This is a genomic window from Silvanigrella paludirubra, assembly GCF_009208775.1.
Lineage (GTDB): Bacteria > Bdellovibrionota_B > Oligoflexia > Silvanigrellales > Silvanigrellaceae > Silvanigrella > Silvanigrella paludirubra.
In genome coordinates, this window is the sequence record NZ_WFLM01000005.1 from 152,995 (window position 1) to 170,071 (window position 17,077).

The 17,077-nt window shown below is 27.2% G+C and carries 14 protein-coding genes; 2 read left to right on the forward strand and 12 right to left on the reverse strand.

The genetic code is table 11. From position 1 onward, the window contains the following. Window positions 1-273 precede the first annotated feature (273 nt). From GCL60_RS13995 to GCL60_RS14010, 4 genes are all read right to left on the reverse strand, one after another. Window positions 274-1,068, reverse strand: coding sequence for a sulfite exporter TauE/SafE family protein (locus GCL60_RS13995; RefSeq protein WP_153421300.1), 795 nt, complete (start codon window positions 1,066-1,068; stop codon window positions 274-276). Further along, complete coding sequence (locus GCL60_RS14000) at window positions 1,065-1,952, reverse strand: isocitrate lyase/PEP mutase family protein (RefSeq protein ID WP_153421301.1); 888 nt, start codon at window positions 1,950-1,952, stop codon at window positions 1,065-1,067. Before GCL60_RS14000 ends, GCL60_RS13995 begins: the two co-directional genes overlap by 4 nt. Window positions 1,953-2,148: 196 nt before the next feature. Further along, on the reverse strand, window positions 2,149-2,598 hold the full coding sequence (locus GCL60_RS14005) for a hypothetical protein (protein WP_153421302.1): 450 nt from the start codon (window positions 2,596-2,598) through the stop codon (window positions 2,149-2,151). A gap of 272 nt (window positions 2,599-2,870) precedes the next feature. Then, on the reverse strand, window positions 2,871-3,920 hold the full coding sequence (locus GCL60_RS14010; protein ID WP_153421303.1) for an SPFH domain-containing protein: 1,050 nt from the start codon (window positions 3,918-3,920) through the stop codon (window positions 2,871-2,873). A gap of 500 nt (window positions 3,921-4,420) precedes the next feature. On the opposite strand from GCL60_RS14010, the gene GCL60_RS14015 reads away from it, so the two are divergent. Further along, entirely contained in the window at window positions 4,421-6,643 is a 2,223-nt protein-coding gene (locus GCL60_RS14015; protein ID WP_153421304.1) for a monovalent cation:proton antiporter family protein, read from the forward strand. Window positions 6,644-6,653: 10 nt separating this feature from the next. Here the strand turns inward: GCL60_RS14015 and GCL60_RS14020 are convergent, their stop codons facing one another. Beyond that, window positions 6,654-7,883, reverse strand: a complete 1,230-nt coding sequence (locus tag GCL60_RS14020; RefSeq protein ID WP_153421305.1) for a serine hydrolase domain-containing protein — start codon at window positions 7,881-7,883, stop codon at window positions 6,654-6,656. A gap of 346 nt (window positions 7,884-8,229) precedes the next feature. Between GCL60_RS14020 and GCL60_RS14025 the strand changes: the two genes are divergently transcribed. Further along, complete coding sequence (locus tag GCL60_RS14025) at window positions 8,230-10,689, forward strand: hypothetical protein (RefSeq protein ID WP_153421306.1); 2,460 nt, start codon at window positions 8,230-8,232, stop codon at window positions 10,687-10,689. A 5-nt stretch (window positions 10,690-10,694) separates the two neighbouring features. Here GCL60_RS14025 and GCL60_RS14030 read toward each other — a convergent pair whose 3' ends face one another. From GCL60_RS14030 to GCL60_RS14060, 7 genes are all read right to left on the reverse strand, one after another. Then, window positions 10,695-11,024 (reverse strand): TM2 domain-containing protein, encoded by a 330-nt coding sequence (locus GCL60_RS14030; RefSeq protein WP_153421307.1) that lies wholly within the window; start codon window positions 11,022-11,024, stop codon window positions 10,695-10,697. A 51-nt stretch (window positions 11,025-11,075) separates the two neighbouring features. After that, window positions 11,076-11,591 (reverse strand): oligoribonuclease, encoded by a 516-nt coding sequence (gene orn / locus GCL60_RS14035; RefSeq protein WP_153421308.1) that lies wholly within the window; start codon window positions 11,589-11,591, stop codon window positions 11,076-11,078. 54 nt (window positions 11,592-11,645) lie between these two features. After that, the gene (locus tag GCL60_RS14040) at window positions 11,646-14,309 is read right to left on the reverse strand and encodes a valine--tRNA ligase (RefSeq protein WP_153421309.1); all 2,664 of its coding nucleotides are present in this window, start codon (window positions 14,307-14,309) and stop codon (window positions 11,646-11,648) included. A 97-nt stretch (window positions 14,310-14,406) separates the two neighbouring features. Beyond that, a complete protein-coding gene (locus GCL60_RS14045) occupies window positions 14,407-15,198 on the reverse strand; it encodes a DUF1028 domain-containing protein (RefSeq protein ID WP_153421310.1) in 792 nt (263 codons plus the stop codon). Between the two features lie 28 nt (window positions 15,199-15,226). Beyond that, window positions 15,227-16,054, reverse strand: coding sequence for a transporter substrate-binding domain-containing protein (locus GCL60_RS14050; RefSeq protein WP_153421311.1), 828 nt, complete (start codon window positions 16,052-16,054; stop codon window positions 15,227-15,229). Window positions 16,055-16,090: 36 nt separating this feature from the next. Further along, window positions 16,091-16,501, reverse strand: a complete 411-nt coding sequence (locus tag GCL60_RS14055; protein WP_153421312.1) for an acyl-CoA thioesterase — start codon at window positions 16,499-16,501, stop codon at window positions 16,091-16,093. 35 nt (window positions 16,502-16,536) lie between these two features. After that, window positions 16,537-16,971, reverse strand: a complete 435-nt coding sequence (locus tag GCL60_RS14060) for an acyl-CoA thioesterase (protein ID WP_153421313.1) — start codon at window positions 16,969-16,971, stop codon at window positions 16,537-16,539. Window positions 16,972-17,077 lie beyond the last annotated feature (106 nt).

A 17,077-nucleotide genomic window follows, 5' to 3' on the forward strand; every position in this document is an offset into this window, starting at 1 on the left:
TCCTTTCTATTCTTATTAAAAAAATTTTTCTATAGGATATTGAAGCAATTTTCGAAAAAAAATTTTTGCTGAAAATTAAATCACTCTATAATAAATAGAATATTAAAAATTTGGAATATTATATTAATTGAAATTCCACAAACCGAATTTACTTCTCAAATCATTATAAATCGAATAGGTATTTATATTGATTTGAATTTTCTTATTGGAATGCTTGTTGAAATTTGTTTACCTGTAATTTTTTAAAAAAGTATTTTTACCACAAAAAAAATCTTACAATAAATTGCTTATTAACATTTTTGAGCTAATTAATATTAAAAATACAGCAAATATTTTCTTTAAAACACCAACAGGCATAGAGTGAGCAAGTTTAGCACCTAAAGGAACAAACAAAAGGCTTGTAGGGACAATTGAAAAAACAGCAGGCCAATAAATGTATCCAGCTGTAAAGCCAAGCCCATTTTTTATTCCAACTAAAACATAACCTAATGCACCTGCTAGAGCTATTGGCAATCCGCAAGCCGCAGATGTAGCAATCGCATTACGGACTGGAATACGAAACCAAAGCAATAAAGGAACAACTAAAGAACCTCCACCTATACCAACTAAAGCGCTCATATTTCCTATTAAAAAACCACTCAAACCACTTCCAATTTTACCTGGAAATTCTTTCATGGCTTTTGGCTCTGCTTGTATTAAAAGCTGTAGAGAAATTAACAAAAGAAAAGTTCCAAAAATAATTTTCAAAATATTATTTGATAAAGAGCTCGCAACAAAAGCTCCTAATAAAGTACCTAAAACCATTCCAGGGGCAAGTTTTTTTACTAAACTCCATTGAATTGCTTTTCTTTTTTGATGAGCACGTATGGATGAAATGGCAGTAAATATGATTGTTGTTAAAGATGTTGCTAAAACAATTTGCATTAAATGATTTTGATTTATTTGTGGTTGATTTTGAAAAACCCATAATAATGTAGGAACAAGAATTATTCCTCCACCAATACCAAGTAATCCAGCTAAAATTCCAGTAAAAGAACCTAATAAAAGTAAATAAAAAATTTCAATCATACAATTTTACTCTTTCTATTATTTGAAATAAAAAAATTATAATTTTCTGTCATTAATTTATTAACTTCTGAAAGAGGTGTGATTTTTTCATTTGATATATTTTCCCAGTTATTTTTAATCATCCATTCCATCCGTTGTTTCATGGCAAATATTGAGCTAAATAATAAAGGTGCACTTAAATTCATAATTGAAATACCAAGCTTTTGAAAATAACTTGCAGAGTGTTGTTTTAATTTTCCTCCATCGACAACATTTGCCATAATAAAAGCTCTTTTATTCACAAATTTAATCACTTCATTTAACTCTAATTCATTTATCCCATCTACAATTACAATTTGAGCGCCTGCGTTCATAAATGCATTTAATCGATTAAACGCTTCCTCATTTTTAAAAGAAGAATCCGTTCGCGCAATAACCTGCATAGGATAGGACGCCTCAAGAGCTAAGGAAAGACGATCTACGGATTCTTGCAATGGTCGAACTACTTTTGTAGGAATATGACCACAAACTTTATCATCTAAAGTTTGATCTTCTAATTGGACAGCAGAGACTCCTAAATTTTTTAATTCAGTACATGTTCTTCTTAATTGTTCTTTCCCTCCTAATCCAGAATCAATATCACAGGTTAAAAATATATCCGGATTATTTGAGCGAATAATTTTTGCCGCATTAATAATTTCATTTGAGTTAATTAATCCGACATCTGGCCAAGCAAATTGGGAATAGGTATAACCTAAACCACTTACAAATAATCCCTTCGTTTCTGGAAATTGTGAAGCGATTAAAGCAGAAGCTGCATCATAAACGCCAACATTTACAAGTAATGATCCTTCCTCTAAAAATTTAAGCAATAATGATCCTGAATGTTGATAATTATGTATCATATTTATTCCTTTATTTATTTGTTTTTAGTTTATAATTTTTGACAGCATATACATTCAATTCATGAATGTCAATTTGGAATTTAATCCAAGCTACTTTATTTTTTTATAAGAAGAATTGTTTAAATTAACAGATAAATAAAATTTTAGTAAAAATATTCTTAATATCATTTTTCATATTTATATAGAAATAATTGAATTAATTTTCTAAAACATAATTATTTTCAAATTGATACTTTCCATCTTCAGTTAAATAACTAAAAATGTGATAACCACTATACATTAGAGAATCATGATATGGATATGCAAATATATATTCAGCACCAAGTATTTTTTTACAATCATTTTTTAATGAATCAATAAGATCTTTTCCACCATCAATTAAAAAATAATTAAACTGTTTATTGTTCATCATCCCACTTTTCCATTTTCCATAAACTCTAACCGGAGGATTATATTTATTAACATAAATACCTGCAGAAAAATCAAGGGCAAATCTTTTATTTATTTTAAGATTAGGTAACCATTGCCATGATCCATTTATTGATGTGCAATAAATTTTTGCCTCATCTGCAAAAGTCTTTAAAGACAGAGAAAGTACCAGTGAAAAAACAAAAATATTCCTGAAAAATTTTTTAGTTAAATACATTTAAAAAATTCCTATTTTATAATTTGACACTCTTTTATTTAAAATATTTTGATAGATTCCAGAGATTAAAAATAAAATATATTTTATACTTTAATACTTCAAAAGTAAATGCTTGAATTTTTTGATTTGATCTAATATCATCGATATGCAAAATTTTAATTCTGTTACTTAGATTTATTTATCAAGATATTAAAATTAATTATCATATATAAAAAAAGGAGGTTAAAAATGAACCCCCTTCTCCAAAAAATTAGCTTGATTTAAATTAAAAACTAAAACCATTTACGAAATTTATTTTTTGCTTCTTCAATTTGCTTGGCAATACGTTCACCCTCTTCTCTTATACGCTGTGCAGTTCGATCCGCTTCTTCTCTTGCTTGTTGTGCAGCACGATCAGCCTCTTCTCTTATACGTTGTGCAGTTCTATCTGCTTCTTCTCTTAAAAGTTGCGCAGTTCTATCTGCTTTTATTTTTTCATCAATTTTAGAAATAATTTTATTAGATTCATTATTTAAATAATTGAATAGTGGTTGAATTTTTTCAGCATCAAATTTAACTAATGCTTTATCACTTTCTCTTTTGAAAGCATCTACTTTATCACGAAAATGCTGAAGCTGTTCTTCAGTTGTAAGTTCTCTAAATTGAGAATCCCAACGTGCCAATTCTTCGCGAATTCTCTTTTCTAACTTCGCTAATTCAGAACTTATTTTTTCTATATCATTTGGTTCTTTAACTGGATTCTCAGTATTTGGTACTTTTGGAGTCACTAATACAAATTTAATTTTTGTTAGTGATTGTTCTGTAGCTGTACTTTTTTCAACAATAAAACATAATTGAGGATTAAGGAAATTTTCACAAGATAAGTAATAACCATTTTCTTTATTAACAAGATAATAAGTATTATTATTATCATTAGTTTTAATTAAATTAAATAATGTTGGTTTTATTTCCTTGTTATTTTCTATTACTAGAAATTGAGTCTGAGCTCGATTCATTAACTTTCCTAAAGAAACATTCTCTTTTTTATTAAAAAAAGTTATTTCTAAATTATCAGAAACGTGTAGCTGTTTTTTGTTTTGTGCCTGATTTTCAGCATTAATTTCTGCATTAATATTAGCGTTCTGATTCTCTAAAGTATTATTTGATTTTATAATATAACTATCGTTCAAATTTGGGTAAATAAAAGAATCAGTTGCCGTTTTTATATAATATTTTTCATGAGAAACCAGACTATTTCCTTCATTATCTTTTATATTTTCTGCAAAAACAGCCTCCGTTATTGCTAATGTAAAAATTGATGTAAATAAAATAGATTTTTTCATGATAAGCCCTTGATTTTGATAAGAATTAGATAAATTCTTTATGTTTAGATAATTAAAATTGCATTTAAATTTTATTTTGTCAATTATAAACTTTACTAAATATAATTTTTTATAATTTAATTAAAATAAAAAACAATAATAAAAACAAAATAAATAATAAATTACATATACATAAATTTACACTTTTTTTTCGAAGAAAAATATCTTATAAAAATCAAAATAAATACCATGATAATATTGGAATAAACTATATTTTTTATAATAAATATTATAAAAATAAAAAAATTATTTACCATTTTTCTATTCTTAAATTTGATTAATATAATAACATTCCATTTCATTTCAAATTTTGAATGAATTCTTAAATTATCATATAAAAATATATCTATTAAATTTATTTTTATCCTTTTGATTCAATTTTCTGTGTGCAATACTAGGAAATAGTTTTTGAATAAGATGAATTAGGAAAACTCCTTTCATTTTAAATTAAAGGATATTAAATGAATCATATACCACAACTTATTATTGATTTAGCAGTTATTTTGGGAGTAGCTGCTATTGTCACTTATGTATTTCGGAAAATAAATCAGCCTGTTGTTTTAGGATATATTGTTGCTGGTATTATTGTTGGCCCTTATACACACCCGTTTTTTTCCATAGTCGACGTCGATTCGCTTAAAACGTTAGCAGAACTTGGCGTTATCTTTCTTATGTTTGCACTAGGTTTGGAATTTAGCTTTCGCCGATTAGCTAAAGTAGGGGTATCTGCTGCAGGAACAGCAATCATTCAAATTATAGTTATGATTACATTAGGCCTAACAACAGCTAAATTATTAGGCTGGACAAACATGGATTCCATTTTTTTAGGATGCATGATTGCCATATCTTCAACTACAATCATTATAAAAGCATTTGAAGAACTTGGATTAAAAAAGAAACGCTTTGCCGAATTGGTTTTTGGAATTTTAATTGTAGAAGATCTTGCTGCTATTTTAATGATTGTTGCACTTACAAATATTTCTTTAACATCAAGTTTTAATGGAATTGAGTTATTAATAGCGGGTGGAAAACTAGCTGTTGTTGTAGGAGCATGGTTTTTAATTGGGATATTTTTAGTACCAAGATTAGTTAAAAAAGTAGGACAACAAAATAATAGCGAAATGCTAGTTGTTGTAGCAATAGCATTATGTTTAGGTCTTGTTGCTTTAGCATCTTATTTTAATTACTCCGTTGCGCTTGGCGCCTTTATTATGGGTTCTATAATTGCAGAAAGTCCAGAGGCAAAAAGAATAGAGCATTTAGTAGAGCCCTTAAAAGATATTTTTGGCGCTGTTTTTTTTGTTTCCGTTGGTATGCTTTTAGATCCCAATGCTATTTTAAATAATTTGGGAGCAATTTTATTAATTTCTGCTGTAATTATTTTTGGTAAATTATCATCTGTCACTTTTGGATCGATATTAACAGGACAAAGAGTTCCTAATGCTTTACAAACTGGATTTAGTTTAGCACAAATTGGTGAGTTCTCATTTATTATCGCTACTCTTGGTATTAGTTTTAAAGTAATTGATGATAAACTATATCCTATTATCGTAACTGCATCTATCATAACAACATTTACAACACCCTATTTAATAAAAGCATCGGTAAATATTTCACAAAAAATTGAAAATAAAATTCCCAAAAAAATAAATGAATACATTAATAGTTATATAAATAGATTTCAGAAATTTAGTATAATCGAAGAAAAACAAAAAACATTTAATTTAAAAATAATGAAATGGTTTTTAAATTTAATTGCAATCATAACTATTTATTCTATTATTTCTGTAAAATTTGAGCCTTTTATAAATGGGTATGTTGAGTCTGAAAAATTATCAAAATTATTTTCTTGGATTACTGCTTTTTTAATTGCAGCTCCTAGCACTTGGGCTATGCTCAATACATTTCAATGCAATCCAAATGATCTCTCCACTCAAAAAAGCCTTCGCATTAAAGCATTGGTATTATTTATAAGTAGAATTATAACTATTTTAATAATTGGCTCTCTAAGTTTGAATTTTATTCCTTCGCTTATTTCAGTTTCTATAGTCATAATTGCATCTCTCATTTTTTTATTATTCTTTAGAAGACAAATTTCACAATATTATGCTTGGTTTGAAACACAATTTAAATCTAATTTCAATCAAGAATCCACAAAACAAATGTGTGATGTGAACTCTATATTAGCCCCATGGGATGCTCACTTAATTGAAATAAATGTTCCAAATAATTCTTTTATTTCTGGAAAATCAATTATAGAATCAAATTTGAGAGATTTATATGGAATAAATATTGTAGGAATTTTAAGAGAAGAAAGTTCTTTTATTTCTCCTAAACCTAAAGAAATTATATTTCCAGGAGATATTTTATTATGTTTTGCAACCGACGAAGAAATTGAACAGCTCCGTCAAGAATTAGAAAAGTCTACAAAAGAAAACAACAAAACAAAAGAAGTCATTGATTATTGTTTACAAAAATTTATTATTAAAAAGGAATCTTATTTAAACGAAATTTTAATTAAAGATACAAAAATTAGTGAAGACTATCATTGCACTATTGTTGGAATTGAAAGAGAAAATGTGCGAATAAAAAATCCAAAGGCAGACTCTATTTTAAAAGAAGATGATATCCTTTGGATTGTTGGTGAAAATCAAATGCTTGAATCTATTAGAAACAATATTTAAAAATAATAAATTATTTACAATTTTGCTCAATATATTTATCTAAATTTTGATAAAATGCATTTTCATTTGTATATAAAAGAGCATTAGAATTGAAAGCTGTTACAAAAGAAGCTTTTTTAGAAGGAAAATATTTCATTTGTGATCTAAAGCCAAAAGTCCTACCTCCATGGGTAAATTCAATCTCTTTTAATATTGAATTATATCTTGCTTCTATACCCAAACCATAACCTTCTCTATTATTTTCATTGACTCCATTTATTAAAATTTCACCCGTATTTTGATCAACTAATGTTGTTAATTTTTTGAGTTGTTCCGAATCCAATAGTTTTCCTGAAAATAAAGATCTTAAAAAAGTATTTAAATCCAATGAATTTGAGGTTATTGAAATTCCAGCATTTGCCCAAGACATAGAAAAATCAATAATATTTGTTCCATTTTCAAATATTCGTTCTTCTTCTTCAGTTGTATAATAATAACCATGAATTAAGTTATTAGGAAATTTAACATTTTCTTTTGGAAAAGTTTTAATATAAAAAGTATGCTCTAACTTTAAAGGTTTTATAATACGATCTAAAATTTCTTCTGAAATATCTTTACCTGTTATAGACTTTATAATTTCAGCAGCTAAAACATAATTTGTATTTGAATAATTATATTTATTTTTTGTTTGATCTAAAAGAGGTTTATTTTTTACAGAGTCCAAAATTTCTTCTGAAGTTATATGCTTAAAGTGAAATTTTATAAATTGTTTTAAAATATCAGTCACAACTCTATTTTCATCAGTATAATTTGGAATTCCAGAAGTCATATTTAATATGTTTTTAATTTTAATATTATTCCATAAAGGATATTTATCATTTAAAAATTTCGACACAGGATCTTCGATACTCAAACGCCCTTCTTTCTCTAATTGCAACATTACAACACTTATAAATACCTTTGAATTGCCTCCTATTTGGAATAAACTATGATCAGTTATCATTTCTCCATTTTTACTTTGTTTTCCAATATTAAATGTTTTTGGATTGGAAGAAAAATAACCCGAACATTGTAACGTTAATGGAATACCAGTTACCCCGCTTCTATTTTCTTCTTTCGCCATGATGTCTGTTAAAAGGTTATGAATGTCTATTTTTTCATGATCTTTAGATTCATTTGTATTTTTTTTACAAGATATAAGTCCAACAGATATTGCCATCAATGATAAAGATACTAAACTTTTTAAAGAACTAATTTTCATAAATTCCGCCTATATAAATAAATTATATTAATAACTTAGAAAAATTAAGTTACGTCAATCTGTTTATTTATTACCGCATTAACAAAAAACAAACGTCTTCCTTATTCCAAGTCATTATTGCATTACAACCCGAAATTTTTTTTCTCAATATACCTATAACTTTTTTTTAATAGCTTGATACTTATAGACTTTTAAATTCCAACTCAACTTTGAATACATGGATTATTCTTAAAAATTTCTTAATCAATAATTTATGTTGAATTTTGTAATATATAATCGTTAATTTATTTATATTATAAATATTAATATAAAATTATTTTTAACAAATTATAAAGGATTTAATATTATGAATTCAAAGAATTTACTTGACAATGAAAAAGTATATATACTTGATAAATTATCTGATAAAGATCTTAAATTTGGTCAAAAATTATTTTTAGTCATAGAAAATTTAGAGAAATTATCAACATCAAAAAATATTTTAAATTTTAATTATAAAACATTATTAAATATGAATTATAATTTTCCAAAATCGTTGCAAATTACAGCTTTAAAAACCGAAAAATTATTAGATTCAAAAACAACTTATCCTGTTTTTTATGCAAAAATAATCTATTTAATTTGTCGATTTTATATTTTAAATAAAATAAAAAAAAATGACAGTAATACAAGTCCATTATTTTATAATAAAAATATAAATGAGAAAGAATTTTTATCATTATTAGACCCTATCATATTTTATAGTCAAGAAAATTTTATATTTATTTTTGATGAAAAAAAACAAAAAAACATTGATAAATATATATTATTAGCCAAAGATTTAGCTTATAATATAATTATATCAAATATAAATGAAGAAAAATACTTTCCTGCTATTTACAATACATATAATAAAGACTCAAAATTCATGGAACTTTATAATAATGACTCCTACTGTTATGGTAAAGTAATAAATGGGAAATTGTTTTCTGGTGAAGTAAAAAATTACAAATTAAATGGCGCTACATTTAATGGAAAATTTTATGATTCAGAAATATTTAATGGCCATGTGATTAATTATTCAGTTGGTGGAGGAACTTTTACTGGTGAGATTAAAAATAAAATAATGTGGAAAGGAAAAGCTGAAAATATACAATATAACATTAATAATAATTTAGGGACTTTTTCTGGCGAAATATCTAATGGAATATTTTGGTCAGGTATAGCTGACAATATTTCTTATTCAAAAGCAAAAAATTCTAATAAAACAGTTTTTTGTGGGATTTATAAATATGGCATGGAATATGATGGATATATTTATGAAACTATCAAAAACTCTGATCCTGCTTTAAATGATATAATTATTAAAACAAAAATTCAAGAAGGTTCATTTTCAAATGAAATACCTAAACTACAGAGAGCTGATTCTCAAACATATTTTCAAAAGTTAATTGATACCAATCCCAAAAATACAGATATTAAAAAGAAAATTTTAATTGGGGATAAAAATACCTTTAAAAATCTAAGTTTAGAAGAAAAATTTGATATTAATAATGATAGCAGCAGAAGATTTTTTGAGACTGTTTTTGCAAAAAAACTTTTAAATTATACAATTAATCATAAAATAACGAATAACTCAATTCATCAGGAAAAAATTAAATATCGAATTAAAAATTTAGAAGAATTTACTCATTTTTTGTTAAATTTAAGCGAAATTGTCATACATAAACAGCATTTTAATGAATGGAAAAACGCAAAAAACGACAACCCTCCAAATAAAAATAGCACTTTAAAGCAATACTCTGCTAAGAAAAAATCGTTAGATTCTTCTCTAGAAAATATAATTGAGTCAAAATACCATGATGAAGAAGTTTTTGCAAAACAAAAAAAAATAATTGCTGATATTTATGATCTACATTATTTGCAATATTCATCTGATAAAGAAGGAACTGATAAAGGCATAAAGAGTAAAATATATGAAGATGAATTAGGTATAGATTCAAATCTTTACAATTCAAACCCTTTGTATGTAAAACGCGGTAGATTAGATAACGGATTTTTTAGAAGAATTGAAAGCAAGCATCAAGGAATTTTAAGAAGTATTGATCCAACTCCGCGAAATTTAGTGGACTTAAAAATGGATTCGAATTTAAAAAAATATGATGGAGTAACAAATAAAGACTTTAATGACAGTAATGTACGTTGTCCAGATAGATTTGAGATGGATTTTCCGAATAAGGGAAATAATAGCGACAAAGATTCATGGTTGACTTCAAACTTTGCCAAGCAAGTTCATCCTGTTGTAAATGGGATGTCAGGCTCTATTCTTTGTCAAATACGTTTTTTAGTTTATTGTAAAAACTTTTGTGATAAGTACAGGATAGATAGAAAATTCCCTAAAAACTCAGATGAATATATTAAAAACATAAAATTTATTCATTTCATTAAAAACTATAAGAAAACATACAATAGAGGAATTCCATCATTTAGATTTTCTCAGGTAAGAGATTATTTAAGAATAGTAACTGGTTTATTTGTATTTTATGAAGGAGGCCATACTTTAAATGAAATAATGTCTCCATTTGATTTAGATATTGTCAAAAAAAGACTTACACAAACATTCCCGAATCACTCTGAAATTATTGATGGTAGACAGAAAAATGTTTCACTGAATTTTGAAAATATTTTATTTAAAGACAATTTAGAAGTCTTGGATAGCTCAATTATTGAAACTGAATTTTACTACAAACAAATAAAATTAAGGAATAAATTACACAATGAAATTTTATTAAATAGGACAATTCTTAAAAAAATAAATCCTATATAAAATTACTATCTATTATATTTCATATTAAAATCTTGATCAGACATAATTAAAAATAAAATGCCTTCAATTAAGGAAATAACGCTAGGTATGAAAGTCCATGTAAAAATCAAATATAAAACACCTAGCCAAATTTTACCTAAATAAAATTTATGCGCTCCAAATGAACCTAAAAAGAAAGCAAATAAAGCAGCAGCAATCCTATTTTTTTCATTTAAATTTGAAGCATGAGCTTGTCTGCAGCCACAATTTGGACAGATTTCTGCTCTCAATTTAATTATTTTTCCACAATCAGAACAGTATTTACTATTTTCATCTTTATATAAAATATTTTCCATATATTATTTCCTGTAAGAACAAATAAAAAATAAAGAAGGGAATATAAAATATTATACCTTTATATATTGCATATAAAACTTTAATTCTTCAATAGATTCAATTATATCATCAATAGCTCGATGCTTATGTTTTTTATTATATTTTTTATTATAAATACCTTCAAACAAAATTTTAAAACTAGAAACATCTAACATGCGATAATGTAATGTTTTTGCAAAATCAGGCATCCATTGATCAATAAATTTTCTATCTTGTCCTATAGAATTACCAGCAAGTAATGCCCGATCTGAAGGGGAAAATTCTTTTATTATTTTTATAAGTTCTTTTTCAACCTCTGCCTCAGGTTTACCATGAGGGACTTTTGCGGTTAAACCACTCTTACCATGATGCTCTGTACACCAAGCATCCATTCCCTTTAAAACAATATCCTCTTGAAAAACGATAGTTTCGTATTCTTTAACTATATTCAAAGATAAATCTGTTACCAAAAGAGCTACTTCAAGAATTCTTTCTTTAGTATGCTCTAAACCAGACATTTCCATATCTAGCCAAAATAAATGTTTCATTAATCATCTTTCCATAAAAAAAATAAAAGAGAGCTTATAAGCTCTCTCTTTATCTTAAAGTAATTTCAAAGATTCTTGCAACATTTCAAGCTCTTTTTGATTTTCAAGAAGCTGCTTTTTGGCACCTTCTAGAATATGAGCAGGGGCTCCGTTGGTAAATTCTTTGTTGCTTAAACGCTTTTCAACACCTGATATTGTGTTTGTTACCTTTTCAATTTTTTTAAGCAATCGCTCTTTTTCAGCTTGTCTATCAACCAATCCTTCCAAACTTACAAAAAGTTCAGATCCATTTACAAGAGAAGGTGCACAAAATCCTTTTTGCTCTGTAGCAAAATTAAATTTAGCTTTTGCTAATGCTTCCATTTGTGGAGTTAAATTACCAAATCGAGATTGTGAATCTTTTAAATAAACAGTGAGTTCTGTGGCTGGGTGAATATTAAATTTACCTCTTATCGCTCTTACAGCTATAACCACAGCCTGGACTTCTCGCATATGATGAATTGAATTTTCATCGATCATTTGTGAGCTTGACTCTGGAAGTTTTTCAAACCCAATTGTTTTTCCTTCATGTGATGGATTTAATTGTTGCCATATTTCTTCTGTAATAAAAGGCATGATTGGATGCATAATCCGCAAAATTCCATCAAATATTTGGAATGCAAGAGTTAATGTTTCTTTTGCTAAATTTTTATTATTTTCATCTGCTAAACGTGGTTTTAATAACTCAACAAACCAATCGCAATAAGTCATCCAAATAAATTCATACATAGAGCTTGAATATTGGGAAAATTCATAACGAGAAATATTATCATGAACTTTTCTAACAACATCAAAAAATTCGCTTGTAATCCAGCCCATAATGGCGTCATCTGATTTTGATTTTAAATCATCAAATGAAATTTTAGAGGGATCAACATTAAATTTTTCTGCATTCATAGTTAAAAAACGAGTTGCATTCCAAATTTTATTTGCAAATGTTTTACCTAATTCACAACACTCATCACTCCAAAAAATATCTTGACCAGTAACAATTTGATTCACAAGAGAGAAACGCATTGCATCGGTACCATATTTAGCCATTATGCCAGCAACATCTGGAGAATTGCCTAATGATTTGCTCATTTTTCTACCACGAGAATCACGAACAATAGGTGTAAAGTAACAATGCTTAAATGGAGTTTCACCTGTAAAATACTCACCTGCCATTACCATTCTTGCAATCCAAAAGAATATAATATCAGCTCCCGTAACAATAACATTTGTTGGGTAATAATATTCTAAATCTAATTTTTCTTGCTCAGAAGGATTCGCCCAATTATGAACTCCAAAAGGCCATAGCCAAGAGCTTGCCCAAGTATCGAGAGCATCGGGATCTTGAGTTAATTTATCATGGCCACATTTATCACACTTAATTGGAGGTTTTTCTTCACAATGCACATGATTACATTGATCACATGTGTACATTGGTAAACGATGTCCCCACCATAATTGACGAGAAATACACCAATCTTGAATATTGGTGAGCCAATGCTCCCATGTTTTTTCTTGGTGTGTTGGTATTAATTTTAAACGCCCAGAACGAGTTGCGTCTAAAGTCATGTCTGCTAGTTTTTCCATTTTAATGTACCATTGTTCACTTAAATAGTATTCAATTGGCACATTTCCGCGCTCAGAAATTCCGACAACAAGTTTATGTGGCTGTATTTTTTCAACAAGACCTAGTTCTTCTAATTCAGATACAAGTTTTTTACGCGCAACAAAACGATCTAGACCTTGATAAGATTCAGGTGCATTTTCATTAAGACGTGCATCAGGATGAAATATATTTAATAAACCTAATTTATGTCTTTTACCTACTTCAAAGTCATTCATATCGTGAGCAGGAGTGATTTTTACAATACCAGTTCCAAACTCTTTTTCTACAAAATAATCTGCAATCACTGGGATTTTACGATTACAAATAGGAACTAAAACATTTTTTCCAATTAAATGAGAATAGCGATCATCACTTGGATGAACGGCAACAGCAAGGTCTCCGAACAAAGTTTCGGGACGGGTGGTTGCTACAATTATATATTCATTTGAACTTCCCTCAATAGGGTAACGTAAATGCCAAAGTGATCCATTGCGCTCTTCGGGATTGACTTCTTCATCAGATATAACCGATTGGCTTACAGGGCACCAGTTTACAAGTCTATGGTTTTTATAAATAAGACCATCTTTATATAACTTTACAATACCTTTAGTAACAGCTGCTGAATATTTTTCGTCCATTGTAAAAGTATTACGAGACCAATCACAACTGATTCCCAAAGTTTTTAAATAGTCTTCAATGCGCCCGCCGTATTTTTCTTTCCACTCCCAAGCGTGTTCCAAAAACTTTTCACGACCGATTTCTTTTTTAGAAATGCCTTGATCTGCCAACATTTTTGTTACTTTAGCTTCAGTGGCAATACTTGCGTGATCTGTCCCAGGAATCCAACATGCTTCATACCCCTTCGCCCTATGCCAACGAATGAGAATATCTTGTAGGGTAAACATCATATGACCCATTGTTAAGTCACCCGTGACGTTTGGAGGAGGCATCACAATGGTATAAGGCTTTTTATCTGGATTGCGGGAAGATTTATAAAAATTATTTATATTCCAATAGTTACGTAATTTCGCTTCTGCTTGAGAAGGTTCGAAGGCTTTGGTAAAAGCTTCAAATTTTGTCACGGGCGGCTCCTTTGCTTAAAACATACCCGTTTTTATTACCACTGAATAAAATTAGACACAACTTATAAAAGAATTTCAATTTATTGAAAATTTATTTCTATTGTTGATGAATACAACCTATTTTTTTATAGCTTTTATAAAGTTCATTAACAGCATCTTTTATATTTATTTTAGTATTATTTTTTGTATTTATAAAACAATTATGAGTTATTTCACTTGAATTAATATCAATATTATTATATATTCTTAAAAAAGCTAGATTGGAAGTTATATTTAAATTCAAACACCTTTTATCACCCAATCCTTTATTTTTATAAACTACATAAATGGCCTGAATTAACTTATCACTTAAAGATCCTCTCGTGTTTAAAAACGATTTTTCCATAAATTTAATTATATTAATGTTTGTTAATAAATTACCCGCGATAGCATAAACATATCTATTTGTTTCACCAAGTATACTATATTTTTTATCAAAAACACCACCGCCAGTGATTACTGCGTTAGTAAATTGTTTATTTATATTTTTTTTTACAATAAGATATTGTCTATCTTGGTAAGAAGGATCCATATCAATAGAGGAAAGATATTGAAGAATAAAATCTGCTGAATAATAAGGATCGTCTTGATACATAATATGTTCAGCAGTATTATACCAGTCAAGATTTTGATTTCCAATTAATCCTTGGGTAATCATTATACCATATCCATTTCCATTAAAAACCACATAATCAATAAATTCATTTGTAAGAGAAACATCTTCATCAATACAAGTTGCAAAAACAGAACCAGAAATATTTGTTTCTTTATCAATAGCAACCATAGAAAATGTAGCAAATATAAAACGACTATAAAATATAATAAAAATAGAAAATAATATTTTTAACATGATATTCCTTGAAATAATAATTCAAATATTATTTTCTATATCTTTCTAATATTTTACTCATTAACTTTGGATTATTTGCTGGTTCTGCAATAGTTTTCCATAAAAGTTTTTTTTGTTCAGTTGTTAATTTTGATTTTTTGGATATGGGATAATAATAAGAACGAAAAAGAAATGGCTTTTTAGAATATTTAATAAGATTATGAAATTCTTTATTATAATTTACACTAAATTCAGCGTAGTGAAGATTTCCTAAGACACTTCCATCACCATCTCTTAATAATTTTTGAACTGCTTTATCACTATCAAACGAGTTTTCAAAAGGTATATTCAATTCTTTTAAGTGATCAGATACAGAATACCCCAAACTAACTCGAATAGGTCTAGGAATTAATTTTGGATCCCCCTTATATTCAAAAGGATTATTTTTTAAAGTAATTACTGTATAGCCATCACATGTAGCCATTAATTTGCAAGCACATGACTCTTTTTCATTATTTGCGCCATCAGGATAGTCTAAAATCTCCTCTCTCTCTTTTGTATATGCTGCTAAAATAATCATATCCAATTTACCGTTCCGAATATCTTCAAAACATCTTTTCCAAGGCGCTTGTTCAATTTTTAGATCAATATCTAAAAGTTGCTTCTTTTTTAATTTTTCTATGGCTAAATTTATCAAATCAAATTTAATGCCTGTCATCTTATTATTATCAAACATAGCCATAGGAAAAAGAGGTTTGTCATCAACACAGGCTGTAATAGATATTTTATCCATTGCATTAGCATTACTGCAGATAAAAAAAAGAAAAACGAAATAAAAGATTTTCAAATATAAACTTATTTTTTGAATTAATCTCATAATGACCCCAAATGGATTTATTATACTACAGCCAAATTATAGATTACTATTTTTTAACTGCAATTTATTTTTAATCATTTCTGGTACTTTAATTATTCTATTTTGTTCTTTGTCAAAAACAACCAATTTTGTAATCACCTCTGCATGAAGAAAATCATTGACGTAAAATGCAGTTAAAAGTTCGAAAGAAGCATTAGAGATAGATAATAATTTAAGCTTAAGAATTATGGGATCATGATAATATATTGATTTTTTAAAATCTAGATTTAAACTTTTAGTAATTAATTGTAATTTATTAAAATACAAAAGTTCGTCATTTAAATAAAGCGAACGAGACTCAATAGAAATATCAATATATCTTGAACTTGTTAGATGACCATAAACATCAATATCAGACCATCGCAATTTAAAATTTTCAATAAATAACCATTCTGAGTTTAAGTCCATAAATAGAATTCTTTCTAAAATTGTAATTTTAATAATCAAAAATTTTCAACAATTAAATGTTCTTTTATTAGAGCAATAAATTTTTCAGGAAATTTAACCATTTTATTTGTTTTGAAATTAAAACTCACTAACTTAATGAATCCAGAAGCGGATAACTCTCCATTGTCCATATTTTTAACTATGGATTCCATTTTAACTGAAACTGGTGATAGTTCATAAAACTTAGAAGTTATTTTAATATTATCAGAATAATAAAGTTGTGACTTATATTTAAAATTTATTTCATTTACGATCAAACCTACATTATCTTCACCAATAGATAATTCTTTAAAACCATAATTTTCAAAAAAAGAGCATCTAGCATCATGTATTATCGTAATTAATTTATCGTGACCAAGATGGTTACCATAATTTAAATCACCAATTCGAATTTGATAATATTTCTCATTTTTATATATTATTTTTTCCATATACCATCCATTTTAAACTATAATTCAAATAATAATTCAGTAAATAAAAAATATCGACCCCTCTAGATTAATGCTTTTATTTAGAAATATAAAATTTGTCAATATT

What these genes read in the sequence shown, in the direction of transcription:
- GCL60_RS13995 (WP_153421300.1), bottom strand. Translation starts at nt 1,068, where the DNA reads ATGATTGAAATTTTTTATTTACTTTTATTAGGTTCTTTTACTGGAATT.
- GCL60_RS14000 (WP_153421301.1), bottom strand. Translation starts at nt 1,952, where the DNA reads ATGATACATAATTATCAACATTCAGGATCATTATTGCTTAAATTTTTA.
- GCL60_RS14005 (WP_153421302.1), bottom strand. Translation starts at nt 2,598, where the DNA reads ATGTATTTAACTAAAAAATTTTTCAGGAATATTTTTGTTTTTTCACTG.
- GCL60_RS14010 (WP_153421303.1), bottom strand. Translation starts at nt 3,920, where the DNA reads ATGAAAAAATCTATTTTATTTACATCAATTTTTACATTAGCAATAACG.
- GCL60_RS14015 (WP_153421304.1), top strand. Translation starts at nt 4,421, where the DNA reads ATGAATCATATACCACAACTTATTATTGATTTAGCAGTTATTTTGGGA.
- GCL60_RS14020 (WP_153421305.1), bottom strand. Translation starts at nt 7,883, where the DNA reads ATGAAAATTAGTTCTTTAAAAAGTTTAGTATCTTTATCATTGATGGCA.
- GCL60_RS14025 (WP_153421306.1), top strand. Translation starts at nt 8,230, where the DNA reads ATGAATTCAAAGAATTTACTTGACAATGAAAAAGTATATATACTTGAT.
- GCL60_RS14030 (WP_153421307.1), bottom strand. Translation starts at nt 11,024, where the DNA reads ATGGAAAATATTTTATATAAAGATGAAAATAGTAAATACTGTTCTGAT.
- orn (WP_153421308.1), bottom strand. Translation starts at nt 11,591, where the DNA reads ATGAAACATTTATTTTGGCTAGATATGGAAATGTCTGGTTTAGAGCAT.
- GCL60_RS14045 (WP_153421310.1), bottom strand. Translation starts at nt 15,198, where the DNA reads ATGTTAAAAATATTATTTTCTATTTTTATTATATTTTATAGTCGTTTT.
- GCL60_RS14050 (WP_153421311.1), bottom strand. Translation starts at nt 16,054, where the DNA reads ATGAGATTAATTCAAAAAATAAGTTTATATTTGAAAATCTTTTATTTC.
- GCL60_RS14055 (WP_153421312.1), bottom strand. Translation starts at nt 16,501, where the DNA reads ATGGACTTAAACTCAGAATGGTTATTTATTGAAAATTTTAAATTGCGA.
- GCL60_RS14060 (WP_153421313.1), bottom strand. Translation starts at nt 16,971, where the DNA reads ATGGAAAAAATAATATATAAAAATGAGAAATATTATCAAATTCGAATT.